General features: G+C 45.3%; 15 protein-coding genes. 5 read left to right on the top strand and 10 right to left on the bottom strand.

Annotation, left to right across the window (positions count from 1 at the left end):
* Positions 1 to 9: 9 nt before the first annotated feature.
* The 3 genes from JK628_RS00510 to JK628_RS00500 all read right to left on the bottom strand — a co-directional run bounded on the left by JK628_RS00510 (position 10) and on the right by JK628_RS00500 (position 2,930).
* Positions 10 to 1,689 carry a 4Fe-4S binding protein gene (locus JK628_RS00510; RefSeq protein ID WP_202287346.1) on the bottom strand — a complete coding sequence of 560 codons (1,680 nt, stop codon included), beginning with the start codon at positions 1,687 to 1,689 and terminating at the stop codon, positions 10 to 12.
* Between the two features lie 144 nt (positions 1,690 to 1,833).
* Positions 1,834 to 2,463, bottom strand: a complete 630-nt coding sequence (locus JK628_RS00505; RefSeq protein WP_202287345.1) for a DUF3306 domain-containing protein — start codon at positions 2,461 to 2,463, stop codon at positions 1,834 to 1,836.
* The gene (locus JK628_RS00500; protein WP_202287344.1) at positions 2,460 to 2,930 is read right to left on the bottom strand and encodes a DUF3305 domain-containing protein; all 471 of its coding nucleotides are present in this window, start codon (positions 2,928 to 2,930) and stop codon (positions 2,460 to 2,462) included. The genes JK628_RS00505 and JK628_RS00500 overlap by 4 nt, the downstream gene beginning before the upstream one ends.
* Positions 2,931 to 3,225: 295 nt before the next feature.
* On the opposite strand from JK628_RS00500, the gene JK628_RS00495 reads away from it, so the two are divergent.
* Complete coding sequence (locus JK628_RS00495) at positions 3,226 to 4,053, top strand: formate dehydrogenase accessory sulfurtransferase FdhD (protein WP_237524099.1); 828 nt, start codon at positions 3,226 to 3,228, stop codon at positions 4,051 to 4,053.
* Between the two features lie 53 nt (positions 4,054 to 4,106).
* On the top strand, positions 4,107 to 5,012 hold the full coding sequence (locus JK628_RS00490; protein ID WP_202287342.1) for a helix-turn-helix transcriptional regulator: 906 nt from the start codon (positions 4,107 to 4,109) through the stop codon (positions 5,010 to 5,012).
* 16 nt (positions 5,013 to 5,028) lie between these two features.
* Here the strand turns inward: JK628_RS00490 and JK628_RS00485 are convergent, their stop codons facing one another.
* The 3 genes from JK628_RS00485 to JK628_RS00475 form a co-directional block, all read right to left on the bottom strand.
* On the bottom strand, positions 5,029 to 5,400 hold the full coding sequence (locus JK628_RS00485) for a nuclear transport factor 2 family protein (RefSeq protein ID WP_202287341.1): 372 nt from the start codon (positions 5,398 to 5,400) through the stop codon (positions 5,029 to 5,031).
* Between the two features lie 113 nt (positions 5,401 to 5,513).
* On the bottom strand, positions 5,514 to 6,566 hold the full coding sequence (gene rlmF / locus JK628_RS00480; protein WP_202287340.1) for a 23S rRNA (adenine(1618)-N(6))-methyltransferase RlmF: 1,053 nt from the start codon (positions 6,564 to 6,566) through the stop codon (positions 5,514 to 5,516).
* Between the two features lie 62 nt (positions 6,567 to 6,628).
* Positions 6,629 to 7,030 carry a flagellar basal body-associated protein FliL gene (locus tag JK628_RS00475; RefSeq protein WP_202287339.1) on the bottom strand — a complete coding sequence of 134 codons (402 nt, stop codon included), beginning with the start codon at positions 7,028 to 7,030 and terminating at the stop codon, positions 6,629 to 6,631.
* Positions 7,031 to 7,183: 153 nt separating this feature from the next.
* Between JK628_RS00475 and JK628_RS00470 the strand changes: the two genes are divergently transcribed.
* Positions 7,184 to 7,753, top strand: coding sequence for a chorismate--pyruvate lyase family protein (locus tag JK628_RS00470; protein ID WP_202287338.1), 570 nt, complete (start codon positions 7,184 to 7,186; stop codon positions 7,751 to 7,753).
* A gap of 87 nt (positions 7,754 to 7,840) precedes the next feature.
* Here JK628_RS00470 and JK628_RS00465 read toward each other — a convergent pair whose 3' ends face one another.
* The 3 genes from JK628_RS00465 to JK628_RS00455 form a co-directional block, all read right to left on the bottom strand.
* Positions 7,841 to 10,669, bottom strand: coding sequence for an immune inhibitor A domain-containing protein (locus JK628_RS00465; protein ID WP_272931636.1), 2,829 nt, complete (start codon positions 10,667 to 10,669; stop codon positions 7,841 to 7,843).
* A 164-nt stretch (positions 10,670 to 10,833) separates the two neighbouring features.
* Entirely contained in the window at positions 10,834 to 13,014 is a 2,181-nt protein-coding gene (locus JK628_RS00460) for an MGH1-like glycoside hydrolase domain-containing protein (protein WP_202287337.1), read from the bottom strand.
* Positions 13,015 to 13,164: 150 nt separating this feature from the next.
* The gene (locus JK628_RS00455; protein ID WP_202289631.1) at positions 13,165 to 13,755 is read right to left on the bottom strand and encodes a YhgN family NAAT transporter; all 591 of its coding nucleotides are present in this window, start codon (positions 13,753 to 13,755) and stop codon (positions 13,165 to 13,167) included.
* A 239-nt stretch (positions 13,756 to 13,994) separates the two neighbouring features.
* On the opposite strand from JK628_RS00455, the gene JK628_RS00450 reads away from it, so the two are divergent.
* Both JK628_RS00450 and JK628_RS00445 read left to right on the top strand, forming a co-directional pair.
* Complete coding sequence (locus JK628_RS00450) at positions 13,995 to 15,527, top strand: metal transporter (RefSeq protein WP_202287336.1); 1,533 nt, start codon at positions 13,995 to 13,997, stop codon at positions 15,525 to 15,527.
* A gap of 64 nt (positions 15,528 to 15,591) precedes the next feature.
* Complete coding sequence (locus JK628_RS00445; RefSeq protein WP_202287335.1) at positions 15,592 to 16,341, top strand: NRDE family protein; 750 nt, start codon at positions 15,592 to 15,594, stop codon at positions 16,339 to 16,341.
* A 46-nt stretch (positions 16,342 to 16,387) separates the two neighbouring features.
* Here JK628_RS00445 and JK628_RS00440 read toward each other — a convergent pair whose 3' ends face one another.
* Positions 16,388 to 16,810: a YybH family protein gene (locus JK628_RS00440; protein ID WP_202287334.1), complete on the bottom strand. Its 423-nt coding sequence runs from the start codon at positions 16,808 to 16,810 to the stop codon at positions 16,388 to 16,390.
* Positions 16,811 to 16,819 lie beyond the last annotated feature (9 nt).

The following is a 16,819-nucleotide window of genomic DNA, read 5'->3' as shown; positions in this document are numbered from 1 at the left end:
GCTAAACTCTTATCGCAGTTGCTGTTCAGGATCTTGAAGAATATCTTCAAACATGTCTTTTACTCGACAGTCACCACACATCTTTAAACGCTCGGTGTTGGCACTGAAGGCACTGTGGGTTCCTACCACTTCTAACATCCGTTTGACCATGGATTGCGTTGCGAACGGTGTGCCGCAAGTAATACATTCAAACGGGGGTTCCTCATGCAGGGTTTGACGCGCCTGACGCGCAGCTTTATCTAAATTAACCTGAGGCGTTAAGCTGATGACTTTCTCAGGGCAGCCCGCTTCACATAAACCACATTGCACACAATCTTGCTCAACAAAGTGTAGTGCAGGCTGATCACCGCCATCGGTTAAGGCGCCAGTTGGGCAGGTTGCCACACAAGACATACACAGGGTGCAGCTCTCAGTGTTAACGCTAACTCGCCCGTAAGGAATGTTACTCTGAGACAAACATGTATCGACTGAAGCCGCTTGCTCATTGAGGTGATCGATTGCCTCATATAGCGTTTCACGCTTAGTAGTCGCCGTAAATTCCGCTGGCACAATCACTGGCCAGCTAGCACTGGTCGTTAGCAGCTCAGATAATTCATCTGCACCGGCTTCAGTTAAGTGATGCTCGCCGATTAAGCTAATACGACGCGGTTGCCCCATCTCATCAAGAATATCGTTGGCTAATGCCAGTTCGCTATTGAGCATTTGAGTTAACGTAGGTGCCGTTGCATCTGTATTTAGGATCAAAATTTGACGAGCGCCCCATGCAAGAGACGATAGCCAATGATCAACACTGGCGACGGTGATCTCTTCCATTTCAATAGGAATAATATCGCCAACGAGTTGCTCTGTGACCAGCTCTGCACCTTTACCAATATCGTGGAATAGCACCACAGGTGCGACTTGCGCTTGTGAACGAAAACGTGTCACCAGTTTATTGAGGTAGGTATGCATAGATTGCGGCGTTGGTAGGTCGTAACTAATAGCACCAGTTGGGCAGGCGTTAGTACAACTACCCGCACCATGACAAAGATACGGATCGATTTCGATTTTTTTCTCAACACTGGCAATTGCATCTGCAGGGCAAAAATTCAAGCAGCGGTTACAACCTTCATTACCATTTCGGCTATGAGCACAGATGTCACTATTGACCTTTACATAACGTGGCTTGTCGAACTCACCAATAAGACCGGGGAGCTGCTCAAGTGCTTCGGCTAGTTTGACCTGATCTTGGCCAACATAAAAATAGCCAGGCGGTAGCATTTCAAGGTTAATACACGGGCTCATGCTTAAATCAAGGATCAGATCAAAATGCGGTTTACGAATAGCAACAACACTTAAGTCCGCGCTACCCTCTTCATGTTCAACCTTAACTTGGAACTGGCCCAAGAAACCTTTTACCTCGATGAGTTTATTGTAATAACTCTCGACATTTTCAGCTGCGGTCATGACGAGCTCTAGATGTGCCTCATCTTGACTAGTGATGGCTTCGTTAGCCAAAATGGCGCACTTGCCCATGTGGGACAATTTGTCGGCTGCTAAACGCGCCAAATCTTCTGGCCCGATAACGAGCACATTGCCCTCGGTGGTATAACTAACAGTCGGTGGGATCAGGTTTTGAATAACCTGTGTTCCAGCAAGGACCTGTTGTCGAACCTCTTTGAGTCCAACTTGTGTTTCACGATTGCTCACATTGCGTTCCTGAACAGTTCTTTGGCTGCTTCTATACTTAGTATTCGCTGTTTATTTAATGCGTTTATCGTTAACGCCAGCTTTACACTAAATACAGCAATTCACATACCAAAATTGTGGAATTAAAAACACTCTATACTGACGTTAAACAACTTTGTTTATTATGACGCCTGGGTGTTCTGGTTCATTTTGGGACAACTCTTCATCATCGCTGTCCAAAATGTCCGATACCTGTTTTGTATCGTTAACAACTTCAGTTTCAACAGTATTTTCAGCGGCGGTCATCTCATCTGACTCGAGCTCTGAAACTGCTTCGGTTTCGTTCTCCTCCTCATCATCTTTTTCTTCAACGACATAACGGAATACTTTTTTTGCCAATTCAGCAGAGACTTTTGCGGACAACTTGGGTTGATTACTGTAATCCAGTGCGTAATCAAGTAGCCCATCAATTTCACTATAATGAGGCTGTTTCCAAAGGGCTTTTAACGCTGCTGATTTTGCAGCTGGATCGACATTGGCTCCCATAAAGCTGGCAAAACTGCCGCCAACTTCAATCTTTTCCGGATCAGGAAGATCTTCGGCTGTGAGCAGTTTATCCTCACCAGGCTCTATGGCCTCAACACTCGGGCTCTCTGCTGTGCCTGTTTGCTCTGACGATGCTTCATCTGCCGTTACCAGCTGTTGCTCAGCAGCTTCGAGGGCTTCTATATCAGCTTCAGCTTCCTGCTCTACTTTCTGTCGACGTAGGTTCCAACGCGACAGCAAACCACTCATGAGTTACCTGCTAAATGGTTTGTACTTGGACCTTCATTTTTGCGACGGTTAACGTGTTTCTGACGACGATGAGCCCTGATTTCAACTTCACCATGACGGGTAATAAACGCTTCAATCCAACAAGCAATTGCTTGTGGCATAGGGATATTCAGTACCGGGGTATCACCTTCTAAACAGCCTGCGGCAACATTTTGATCAGCAGATAAGGCGGCAGGGATCCAGTCGCCTTCAAGGTTTTCATCGCAAACGATGTACAACATGGCGTTATCCATGTCGATATTGATACGGTAGCTACCGCGTTCGTCTTTATGCAGTTCTAGCAAGACGAGTGTTGCACCTTCTGGTGCGGCGTGGGTCGCAGGGAGAATTTGGTCGACTTCCCACTGTACTGAGGTCCATCTTCCGACTTGTTTCTCAATTTTCTTAAGAGAAACGTACATTGGCCATTGGCTTTCGGTATGTTGCATTCAGTCTCCGTCTTGCCTGAGATGGCTGCCTAAATGGCAGTCCAACTAAATAAATACTCCTTGAGTAAAGCAATATGTGTGCCATATGCTTGTGTGAAAATAGTTTGAACTAGATCAACTAATCCCCCCAAAGACTAGGACATTTTGTCTAAATAGCAATCTGCGATGGGACATAAAAGGGCGACCCTAAGCCGATAAATGTGATCTGCCACTAACTTTATCTCCCTATAAAGTTAGGTACAGATATTGCTTAGAAATAGCTGTAATTTAATTCTCATAACTGATGACGGGTCTTATGACAGCAAACAAGAGCAACCCAACTTTAATCAAAACCGACATTGAAGTTCCTCTTACCATTGCCGTAACCGCAATAAATGAAAAGGGCGAGAAAGTAGATAAGTTTATTGCTTGCGAACGCCCACTCACGGTGTATTTAAACTGGCGCCCGATTGTGACCTTGATGACATTGGGTGCTAGGGCTGAAGCGCTCGCGTTAGGTTATCTTAAGAATCAGGGGTTTATTTCTGACCTGAGCAAGCTAGAGTCTGTCATTGTCGATTGGGACGTCAACTCAGCAGCTATTCTAACAAGTGAAAAAACCGAAGACTTAGATGAAAAGCTGTCTGAAAAAACAGTCACGTCTGGCTGTGGTCAGGGAACGGTATACGGCGGTTTTATGGCTGGTCTCGATGAAATCAACCTCCAGGCGCCGCAAATTAAGCAGAGCACTATCTATAGCTTACTTAAGAACATTAATGCCTATAATGAAACTTATAAGAATGCTGGTGCCGTACACGGTTGCGGTTTGTGCCAAGGTGACCAGATTAAAGGTTTTGTAGAAGATGTCGGTCGCCACAACGCGGTGGATACACTTGCTGGCGAGATGTGGCTTAATCAAGACGTCGGACATAACAAACTTTTCTATACCACTGGGCGTTTAACCTCTGAGATGGTGATTAAGGTCGCCAAAATGGGGATCCCTGTTTTGCTTTCTCGCAGTGGTGCCACTCAAATGGGGCTAGAGTTAGCACAACAATTGGGGATCACCATGATCGCTCGTGCGAAAGGCCGCCATTTTCTAATTTATAACGGTGCTGAAAACATTGAATTTGATGCTATTTAACCAGCCATGCAGTCAAGTAATAACAACTCAATTTTGCGCCACAGGGATAGAAAATGACTGAGCCAACAGAACTGATCTACATGAGTGCTAGACAGGTCTCTGAGTATCTTGATCTCAATGAGAAAAAAGTCTATTCCATGGCGAATGACCGAATCCTTCCCGCGACTAAAATCACCGGTAAGTGGCTCTTTCCAAAAATATTAATCGACCGTTGGGTCATGGATTCTTGTCACAGTGGTATGCTTTCAGATCGCATGCATATCACTGGTAGTGATGATCCTTTGCTGTCGATGCTGGTCGCTCGCATGATGTCACAAGTCGGTAAAAGTGAGCTCATCAGCTATAGCTCGACTGGCTCTCGCTTGGGGCTGGATCTGCTGTCTCGTGGTTATGCTGATGTATGTACTTTGCATTGGGGCAGTGTTGATGAGCGGTCTGTGCGTCACCCCGCTTTACTGCAAGGCTACGCCAATCACCAGCAGTGGGTGATGGTGCATGGCTATACCCGTAAGCAAGGATTAATGATGCGTCCTGATATGCATCATCGCTGTCAAGAACTGGAGAAAATACCGCAACAGTCTTGGCGCTGGGTTGCACGTCAAGCCGGTGCTGGCAGCCAACAACACTTGGAGCAGTGGCTAATGAAGCAGGAGGCTACATTTGAGCAATTAAACTCGAGTTTAGTGGCGCAAAGCGAACGAGAGCTGGCGGGGTATATAGCTAGAAGTGATGCAGACATCGGTTTCGGCTGCCAATCAGTCGCACTTGAAAGCGGTTTAAGCTTTGTGCCATTGGTAACAGAGTCTTTTGATTTTGTTATGCCGCAAGGAATTTACTTCAGACGTCAGCTGCAACGTTTATTTAATCTACTTGCCGAGCCACAAACACAGCAATTAGCAGCAACCTTAGGTGGCTATGACTTGACCGATTGTGGCAAATTACTCTGGAACGGACAGTAAGTTTATCAATCTGAGGTTAAAATGGTTTACAAGGTGTGCCTTGGTGAAACACCATTTGCCATACTTCTTGGTGGCCACGCCAAAATGAACTTCGGATGGAAAAGCTGATGATGTTGTCATTGGCTTTTTTAAATTTAGCACGATAGAGGACCTGGCAAAGCCCATCAGTTAACTCGCGGACCTCAAAATGGCTGGTTTCAATGTACGGTGCACGTTCATCCGGTAATCGAGCGAGCACTTCAGCTTTTCCAAAGCAGCAGCCCGTGGCGGCAAACTCCATAAAGTCATCGCTAATAAGGCGTTCTAGCTCCCCCCGAGATGCTCTTACCTCAGGTTTTTGCAGATATAATTCCAACTCTATGAGCAGATGCTCTAACTGAAAATTCACAACTAAGTCCAATCAACTCAACCACATTGCTATGAGTCTAGGCCAAGTTGTGAAGAAATTGAAATCGCTCAGCCAGTTTAATTGTAATATGAATAACAAAGCACATTAGCCACTTAAATCTGCTCACGATATTGCAGCCATAACTGTTGCTGCTCGAGCGTTAAAAACGTCCAAGCTAGGATACGGGTGATTTTGTTACCCTGGTGCATATCAATCACTTTAACATCGCGGGCTTTGACCTTTTGCAGCAATGCCTGGGCAGGCTTTAGGTTCTCTTTCTTAGAGACTAAGGTCGTGAACCACAAGCATTGTTCAGCAAAGAGTTGGCTTTCGGTAATCATGTTATTCAAAAACTGCTTCTCACCGCCGTCACACCAAAGTTCCGCTTTCTGGCCACCAAAATTAAGCACGCTAGCATCATTTGTTGCCACTGCGGCTGTATTTTTCTGCCCAGATTTAGCCGCGCGGTTAGCAGCAAGATTAGTCAGCTTACGTGTTGTACCGGCGTTAGCTTCGGCAAGCGATGCATGAAATGGAGGGTTACACAGCGTGATGTCAAAACGGTCACCCTTGCCAATAATTCCCTGAAACACCTGTTGTGCATTGCATTGTAAACGAGAAGAAAACTTGCTACTCAACTCAGGATTATTAGCAAAAATTTGTTGGCCATTACTGATTGAAATGGGGTCAACATCGCTACCTACAAACTGCCAGCCATAAGATTGGATCCCAAGCAACGGATAAATAACATTCGCTCCGGTGCCAATATCCAGCGCCCGAATTTTTTTACCTTTAGGTACCCGCTTCTTGTTCGATTTTTTAACCGCAAGTAGATCGGCCACATGATGGATGTAGTCAGCCCGCCCAGGGATCGGAGGACATAAAAATCCTGAAGGAATATCCCAAGCATCCACAGCATAATGGTGCTTAAGTAAAGCAGCATTGAGCGCCTTAACCGCTTTGGGCAAAGAGAAGTCTATCGATAAATTGCCAAATGCATTGATACTCACAAACGGCTTAAGCTTGCTATAGCTGCTAATCAATGCAGGAAAGTCATAGCCACCATTGTGCAGGTTACGCGGATGCATCCCTTTATCTAGCGCCGGGGCAGATTTACCCGCCGTCACAGATGCTTGCATAGTGGGACTGTTCTTCGGTTTATTCATATTCACTCAGCAGCATCTGTTGGTTATGGCGGCATAAAAATTAAATATTGGTTAGGGCAATTTTAATCGTACAAATATTTAGTAAAGAGTAGATTAACCACCAAATCTTCACCCGTTTCTTGCTCTAGAAGGCGATTGACCACCTCATAACACTCACGCCTAATTTCCTCTTTTCCAGTTAAAGACTTCACCTTGTCTTCTGTTTGGTTACCCAAGATCTCAACGATTGCGGCTCGTAGCAAGGGATCGTGCCTTTCTAAACTAACGAGATCTTCAGGATCTTTAACCATCAACTCAACACTGAGTCTGACATAACCCAACTTGTTTCGATTTGAAATGTAGTTAGTGACGATTTCTGGCTCAAAACCGTAATAAGCGTACTCCTCAAGCGGCTTTTCATCCGCAGCCAACAGACTAAAGCTGCAACTTAAGCCTAAGAGTAATATCGCGATAATTTTTTTCATGGTGAAAATGATTCCCTGGTCGATATGTGATGAGACAAAATCTCATGCTATTTTTTATCACGCCAACCTAGCCGTTCAAAGCCGACAACGGCTATCTGGGACGACACCGGCATGCTAGACTGCTTCGGTTGCTAACATTGTACCGAGAATTAGATGAGTGTGACTAGGTTAAGCTTTCCCTATGGTGAATCAATTAAGTGGATTTCACCAGACAAAATAACTAATTTTCCACCGCCGCCTTTTAAAGATTGGCTGCTAAGCACCTGCAGTTTGACTGAAAAGCTCAAAGCGCAATGCCAACATTTTGAAGTGAAAGTGCTCGGTGAAGATACCTTGTCGCCGCTGATAAATGAGTACCCTGACTATCAACAAGTATGGATTAGAGAGGTATTATTGGTACTCGATGGTGTGCCTTGGGTTTTTGCCCGCACATTAATTCCGGGACGTTTGCTAGAAAAAAAACAGCAGGACTTTCTTGGTTTGGGTGTTAGACCGCTCGGTGAATTGCTCTATTCAAAAGATGAATTCACCCCAGGAAAAATTGAAGTTGCTCACTTTGAACCTTGCAGCAAAATAGCCAAGCTGGCCGAATCGCTAAACCAAGATACCAGCAGTGCACTATGGGGGCGTCGCCGTTATTTCCAACATGAACAAGAGCAGCTCATTGTCAGCGAAATATTTCTGCCTGCCGCTCAAAAAGCCATTTCAGCACTGAGTAACTGAGACATATTAACGCGCTAATTTTTGAGTCATAAGGCAAGCGTAACTAATAGCCATAATAGCGCTTGCCTCAATAAAGTATGCTTGGACTTATATACGTCCTGCCAGCGTCGTTTTGCGCCGATAACCCAGCAGCAAACACAATAGTCCTATCGATCCCCCCCCTAAACCACCACCGCTAGAGCCTGAACTACTCTTCTCGGTCGTTGTTGTCACAGGTATGCCAACGTTGATAACCCCTGTCATAACACCCATTTTTCCGACACTATCAGTGACTGTTAGAGTCGCGGTATAATTACCAGCGGCCCCATAGCTATGTGTTGGTGATGTTTCGGTACTGGTATCACCATCACCAAATTGCCATATATAATTTAGGTCACCGCTGCCCCCTGATGACTGATTGTTAAATGTCACCGACAAACCATTTATGGTTAATGTAAAACCAACATCGAGTGCAGCGTTAACATTGACCGTGGTGTTATTGGTAAACTCAACACCCTTACCGTCAGTAATAGTCAGCGTGACTAAATAACTACCGGCATCGTTATAGGTATAGCTAGGTGCAGCTTCATTACTCATCGCATTATCTACCCCAAAGTCCCATGCATACTGGTAATTTCCATCACCACCACTGACTTCGGCCACAAAAGTAACTTGACCACCTTGTTGGCTTTGAGAAATAACAGCGCTCAGCTCTGTCGACGGTTCTACAGCTCCGCGATAGCTAAACTGTACGGTAGCACTACTGCTATTCTCAGCTTGTGTCATCACCTCTATCGACAAACCTAGCTCAGGTAAAACCATACCTGATTCAGGCTGTAGTGGTGCTGCATAATCGTTAACGTCATCAAACAGTTTATTAGCTGATAAATGTTCATCATCCACGCCGCCATAACTAAAAAAGGACTGGTTATATAAGCTAAACGCTGCATCACGGATCTGGAACTCGCTATCTAAATTACCAATTAAATTTTGATCGGCATCGACGACACCGATTAAACTGTATCCCGCATGCTTGCTAACTTCATTTGATCCATAATCATTGCTCTCTAACCAAAGTACCACCCCTGGATCATAACGCTGACTTAGTAAGCCTTTGTCAACGCCCTCTTGGCTGCGCAGTTGGACAATGTAGCGGCGTTCTTTACCTGGACGCTTGTCTGTTAGCCGTAAAAAGCCCGCGTAAGCAATGTCAGATAAAGTTTCCGCACCGTTAAACAACACCTGAGTGTCGGCTTGCTTAATGGTGATATCATCAATCACTACACCATAATCGCCAACAGCCTGATCAGTAACGTAATTAATAGATAAGCGTACATTGCGTCCAGCATAAGGACTCAGGTCGTACTCAAGATCGACCCAGCCATTTTCGCCTTCAGCAGCAGCCAAATCAGTCGATTTTCCCGTTAGAATATTGCGAGCTGAGTTGATGCTATTGCTGGCTTTAGTGTAATTACCTTGCAACGCGGTACCATCAACCATAAGTTGCGCATAGTCATAATCTACCTCAATGCTCCAATGCGCCTTCATCGATAACGATAACGGAGTCGCAATGGGCAGTTCGACATCAAATGACATAGCATGATTGATCATGTCACCTTGATCGGAGTAAAACTGATACTCACCAGTGTACGGGGTCTTAAAGCTGATCTCTTCCGCCGGAATAGCCAGCGAAATCTGGTTGACTTGATCATGATTCACCGCCGCGACAATAGCGACGTCCAGTCCAGATGCATCCAAGGTGCTTAGTTGTAATTTTTGCTCAGAAAGCCAATTCCCTTGGTATTTACCTTGCAAATATGAACGGGCATAAGGGCTAAACCCAGTCGGCTCAGTACCTCGAATTGCACCAGCCCAACTACCTGAGGCCATCACAGACCAAAAACCGACAGGAGAACCTTTGCCCTCATTGCTGATATCATATTCATCAGGTAAACCAAGATCATGACCGAACTCATGTACGCATACACCAAGTGCAGCATCAATCGGTTGAATCGTATAACTCGCCAGTTTCATGCTGGTGCCAGGAATAGTGTATGGGTTAGTTGACGAGCGATGTGACCAAATGGCATCAGCCCCTAACATCCCTCCCCCAGTCTCTTCACCTATGCTGGAATGAAAAATCATCACATGGTCTAACTCACCATCAGGCTCATTTAGGTTACCATTTTGGTTAACATCGAACGGGTCTTCGATATCATAGCTCGCTAATTCATCACTACTCATTGTCGCTAATGCGGCACTAACAGCTTCTTTTACCAGATCGATTGCACCAATATCATTATCTGAACTATCGTTAGCACCATAAACAGCTGCGTTGTTAACCGCCCGATACCAACCTTTAATGCCTCCGGTAAAAAAGAAACTGCCACCTGATTCGGCCTGATAGTATTCATAGCCGGTCATCAATGTTTGCCCATTTGGACCCGCATAGCCATTGGTCGAAAACAGTAAATTATTATAATGTTCAGCTGTATATGAGCTGTAATACATGTCGGTATCGCTACTGCTTAGACCATTATTGTCATGAGGCAGATCGGGGAAATCTATCAGTATCGCCAACACCTTTACGGTTTTATTGCTGATACCTTGTGTTTGTGGCGCAGCAAAGCTGACCAACTTACCTTTTTGCTTATTCTGTTGCAGTCGAGCAGCCTCATAGCGGGCTTCACGTAAGGATATTTTTTGCGGCCTTTTTGCATGGCCGATAAATGCTTCCACAGCCTGATTCTTTTCCGCATCAGATGCACTACTGGCGACTTCACCTCGCTTAATCAGCCAATAAAGTACACGCTCTTTATCGACAATATTGGCATCTGAAGTGGTGCCATTTATAGGCTGCGCCAATGCGGCATTCATGGTTAGAAAGACACTAATTAGAAAGCTAATAATGGCACTCTTTCGGAAAAAAACTTTCATGTTAGTTGCTCCTTTATTCGCATCTTGATACGACTTATCCCGCTTCGAACACTTCCACCCTGTTAACAATCAGACTGCGTTGTTGCCAATTAGTTGTCAATTTTATATATTTTTTATAAAAGAGAGCATGCCGCAGTTGAAATAACCTACGGCCAATCTGTACCTTAGTGACTGGCTACAGGCTTTAACTCTGGTTTACTTAACCAAGTATCATAGATAAGCAATAACACTGATGCTGACCAGCTGAAGTTGGTGCAATGTAGTCCCTCTCCAGTAATGGGGTTATAATTCTCGCGAATAGGACTTTGACCAATTATCCCCTCACCTTGAGTCACCAGTTGCGTTGCCAGCAATTGTGCTTGCTCATCAAAGCCGTAACGAGCAATTCCTTGTAAACCGAACAAGGCTTGGTCTAGCCAAACGGGACCACGCCAGTACTGCGCCGCAGCAAAGTTAGGGCTATCAGCACTAACGGTAGGAAATGGAATTTTAGTGCCAAACTGGCCCTTGCCTAAATGACGCTCGACGATGATTTTTGCTTGTGCATTCGATGCTGCACCCGCCCATAATGGCAACCACCCTTCTACTCCCTTACCTTTATCAATCATCAATTCGTTCCCGGTGGCGGTATAGCGAATATCATAGAAGAACCCCGACTCAGGATCATACATCTGCATCTGGATCTGCTTGGCTAACCGTTCAGCTTCAACATCCCATTTTTGAATATCTGCATCTAACTCAAGCATTTTTGCCATCTCTTGCAGCAAACGCTTTTCGGCATAGAGATAGGCATTAAGATCGACAGACTCTTGCGCCACTGAATAGCCCACCACCTCGCCACCTTGACTGTTTTGCCACACTTGCAAACTCGCATCGGCATCAAATCTTGGGGCATTATCCATACCGGACTCCCATGCTGCGGCCTCAATAATGGCCTCAACATTGAGATCGCCATCATCATTAATATGCGCAGGATGAAGATTGGCACCATACTCCGCCAGACCATTATCGTTATTATCACGATTGCGATACCACCATTGATGATAGGCTACAAGTTTGGGGTACATGGTTTTAACGAACTCCCTGTCACCATCTTGCTGATAGATCTGCCATACCGCCCATGCCGCTAGCGGCGGTTTACCATTGCGTTCATTCCAGTTCCCCCCCTCACCACCACGTTCCGAGCCTTGGTTATAGAAAATGGCGTCGGGTAAGTTACCCGCGTCTTGTGGGCGTACCTTGTCTTGATCCGTGTATTGATAGTCAAACATCGCCAGTACATTTGATTTAGCCAGCTCAGAGTCAAAGCGCGCTACCGCTACCGCTTGCTTCCAAGTATCCCAAGCCCACACGCCATTAAACCACTTATAGGTGATTGATGGGGTAATCCCGTCATGCAGCAGTGCACCTGCAGGGCTACGCCAGTTATGTATGATGGTTTGCATGCTCTTGACGGCAAGCTGGCGTGCAGTTTTATCACCACCCACGAGTAGCCTGTCCATTCTGCTTTGCCAGCGTACTCGGTTGTTTGCAAGCTGCTGATCTATCTGTTTCCAATCAGGATCAGCGTGCGCTTGCGCCTCTTGCTTGTCATGAAAATAACGCTGTGCGCTTTGAAAAAGGTACGATTGCTTAGCAGCAACGGTGACAGGTTCAGCAATGGCTAAATAGCCTGATTGGGCATTAATTCTAATCGCCATGTCACGGTCAAACCAAAGCTGATATTGAGCATCAGCGAGTTGCATACGCCATGTTTGCATCACAGGCTTGAAGTGCCAACTAATGTGTTTTGAACTCGATTCGGTCTCAGCAATTAACGAATGTTGAGGCTGTTCGGGATGACTGGCAAAGGGTTGGCCGCGCCATACTAGTTGCCATTGCTGATCACGATTTGAAAGATTCGTCAGTTCTGTCATTACTGTTGCTGTACGGTTGTCGCTATAACTCAGTTTCATACTGACTTTAATATCCGACCAAGTATAGGTTTGCACGAGTCCATCAGGTTGACTATGAATATCAATTTGCGCCGCACTATCAAATGATAAAAATTCGTCTGTGGTGACGTTGATTAATTGTAACCGCTGCAAGCTGTCGCTGAGGTGCAGGCTATACTCTTGTGCAATAAATAGAGGACCGGTAAAGCTGCCATAATATTCGGCAGAGTTAGGTAGATGAAAACCATGCCACGCCCCTTGGTCGACATAGACAGAGCCGATAGTTAAATTCCGTTTGCTATCTCGCTGCTCCATTGAAGTGGGCACACCTTGATAGGGCAATAAATTTTGATAATCGACAGAATCTATTGAGGTAAGACTTGCAGCACAGAGCAGTAGACAGGTAATCATAATTTTTATTGCTTTTGAATATTGTATTCAGAGTATTACAGGCTAGTATTTGTTCTGCAACACTTGTGTTACAACCTAACCCCTAAAATCTTACTTGGCGTAACCAGCCGTTACACCAGCCGTTACACCAGCCAAGACTATATTGATTGGCTAGAGGGCCTTCATGTAACTCGCAATACCATCGAGAAACATCTGCACCGAGATCATCACCAATACCATTCCCATAAGGCGCTCTACCGCAGTTAAGCCTTTCTCTCCAAGTACCTTGGTAAAGACTTTATAAAACAATAGAATGACGGCACTGACTCCCCAAGCTGCCAGCAATGCAACGGTCCAGTCCATCATTCTGCTGCCATCTGTATGGGCGAGCAAAATAAGCGCCGCTAACACAGAAGGCCCTGCCATCAGTGGAATCGCCATTGGCACAATGAAGGGCTCTTCACCTGCAGCAAGTCCGACGACTCCGCCCGGCTGTGGGAAGATCATCCTAATTGCGATCAAAAACAGAATGATCCCACCCGCAATACTCACTGATTCAGAACGTAGATTAAGGAAATTAAGGATCGCTTCGCCCGCAAATAGAAATAACAACATAATGGCTAAGGCGAATAACAACTCACGGATCAACACACGTCGACGCTTTTTAGGCTCTATGTGCCGTAAGATGGAGGCAAATATGGGTAAGTTGCCTAACGGATCCATAATTAAAAAGAGCATGACTGCTGCAGAGAAAGTGTCCATTGTATCCATTGCTTGGGTGGCGCCTAATTACTTGAATAGATGATTATTCTAATATGTTTTACAGTAAAGCTAACAAAAAGTTATAAAATATTTGCACTCATCACGAATACATTCACAATTAACATAAATTTAGCGGAGGGTAGCTATCAATGTAAATTCAACTTATCGCTCTGCTAATTAGCATTAACACTGGTATACTATGGCGTTTTTTCGCTCTCGCGGTTTAGAATTGGATCCCCATGCTATATCTCTTATCTAGCTGTATCGCACTATTATTAGGGCCCTTGTTTTACCGATTTTTTTCTTCGGGAAATGGGTTACAAAAAGGCCTAGACGGATTTATATTCGTTTCTTTGGGCGGCTTAGTGCTGATCCACATTTTACCCGAACTGTTAGAGCACGGCGGCTTTCTCGCTATCGTGTTTGTCATTATTGGCATTTGGGGCCCCACTTTAAGCGAGCGCTTATTCCATCGGTATTCCGAAGTCACCCATAATCTAACTCTTATTTTAGGTATTGGTGGGCTATTGCTGCATACCATTACCGATGGCGGTGCGATGATTTTGGCCCAGCAAGACGGTAACTCACCGCTGCTAGCCCTAGGAATTATCTTGCACAGATTGCCTGTCGGCGTCGCCATATGGTGGCTGTTAAAACCCCAAGTTGGTAGCCGTTGGGCTATGTTAGTTTTGGCAGGCATGATGCTACTAACCGGTGTTGGCTACTTTGCTGGCGAACAACTGTTGTCACATCTAAGTCTTGAAAATACAGTTTATTTACAGGCGTTTGTCACAGGTTCAATATTGCATGTGGTGCTGCATCAACCTCACGGACAGCCAAATACAGACAAGCAAGGTAAATTCGAGTATCAAGCAGGGATCGGCAGCTTGCTCGGTATAGGACTACTCTTCTTGTTATTAATGATGGACTCTGGTGGCCAAGATCACCAGCATAGCCACAGCCATTCGACTGAATACCTATTAGATTGGATGCTCACCATCGCGCCGATCTTGTTACTTAGCTATGCCGTTGCCAGTATTCGTTTTCACTTTGGGCTATCACCACAGAACCACGGGCTCGGGCGACGTTGGTTACAACGATTGCTGGGCCCTGAAGCGATCATCATTACCGGTCTGTTACTCGGGCCTATTTTCGCTCTGATCCAAGCTATTTCGGTACTATTCATAGGCGGAATGTTAACTTACTGCAAGATTGAACCAACTGACCCTCATGACTCATTACCAAGTTCTGCTATGCGTTTTGGCTTTGCTCATTTAATTGACCGCAGTGCACCATGGATTGTTCTTAGCCTTATTTTAGCCAACTTGATTGGTCATCCAGCCGTACCTTTATCCAGTCCATTGGTGCAAGTTGCTGTATTACTACTGGTGTTTTTACCCATGCGTTTTTGCAACCTCGGCGCTGCAGTACTATCTCTGTCATTGGCTTATAGTGGCTGGACGACAACCGCGGTGATGTTGCCATTAATTGCTGCTCCGATTATTAACTTCGCACAACTTAAGCTGATGGAGTGGCCGCAAAGGCTGGCATTGTTTGCCATGCTCTTTACCTTGCTCGTCGCTATCGAATGGATCCAACCACAATGGCAGGCATTGGGACATTTGCCCGTCCTTCTCAACAGTATTAGCCTTTGGATAGTGGCGGCCTTGTTTGCTGCTAGCCTACTGCGTTTAGGTCCACGTAAGTTTATGAGCCGACTCATGTTGCATAAAGCTAAGCCCCACTCTCATGAGCACGACCACAAACACTAAGTAGAATAGCTTTTCTTGGAGATGAGTATTAGTCTGTACTCATCACTCCATTTTATGTTGGCTTATGTGCATTCTATTTGTCGCCCTCGAGGCGCACTCTGAATACCCGCTGATCATTTGCGCCAATCGTGATGAGTTCCACCATCGCCCAACCGAATCCGCTCACTTTTGGCCTCAGCAAAATCGACTACTTGCAGGCAAAGATCTTGAAGCAGGCGGGACTTGGCTAGGTGTTAATCAAAATGGGTTGGTCGCAGGATTAACCAACATTCGTGATCCTGAGTTGATTCAGTCAGACATGAAAAGCCGCGGTGAGTTAGTCTTAAAAGCACTCATAAACAATGGTATCGATGAGTCATGGTTAACACGTTATAGCCCATTCTATAATCCATTTAATCTGCTATATGGCGATGAAAAGGCGTTATTTTGTTTTGACAGTCGCGCTAAACAGCTCAACCAACTAACCGCAGGGTTTCATTCCATTAGTAACGGCGCACTTGATGATATCTGGCCAAAAATGTCCCGTGGTACGCAAGCTATTCAGGCGCATATATCCAATAACAGCAGTCCTTGCATCGATTCACTGCTGGCAATTATGAAGGACGGGACACAGGCTCCTGACGCTGACTTGCCACAAACCGGGGTGAGTTTGGAGTGGGAGCGCCACCTTTCATCGATCTACATCCAACACCAAGAATACGGTACCCGTTCCACCAGTATTATTTTGAAAGATAAGCGAGGCAAGGTGCAGTTTTCTGAAGTACGTTATGATGGAAAAGGCAGGAATCTAGGTCGGGATGATTTTACCTTTTAATGCACTACGGCTTAGGTGATAACATCAACGACGATTTTTTATCATGCTAATCCGAGGTATGATCATGGGTTATCACCCAGCGGTCGTCTATCTTCTCAACTAGCAGTGTAAATACACCACTTGGGTTATCCTTAGCCCGTTCTAGAGCCCAACGACCAACAACAATCGCCGCATAATTGCTCAGCATTTTGGTTTCTTTAATAGTGAAAGTCAGCTGGCCTAATGTCGCTTTATCTGGATAATGCTTTTTATAAGCAGCTAGTGTTTCTTCCCAGCCATAACGAAACTTGCCATTAGAAACGAAACGCATTTTTTCGCTATTCCAATAACCTTGCATATAGCCATCTAAATCACCGCGATTCCAGGCTGCTTCTTGTCCAGCCAAAATATTTGCAATGTCATCTGTCGGTACGGCATTAACATTAAATGCTAAACATAGCAGTAAGGCGCTAAATCCTTTTTTAAACATGACTTTCTC

Source organism: Shewanella sp. KX20019, assembly GCF_016757755.1.
GTDB lineage: Bacteria > Pseudomonadota > Gammaproteobacteria > Enterobacterales > Shewanellaceae > Shewanella.
The sequence above is the reverse complement of the archived record's forward strand: the minus strand, read 5'-3'. Positions and strand labels throughout refer to the sequence as shown.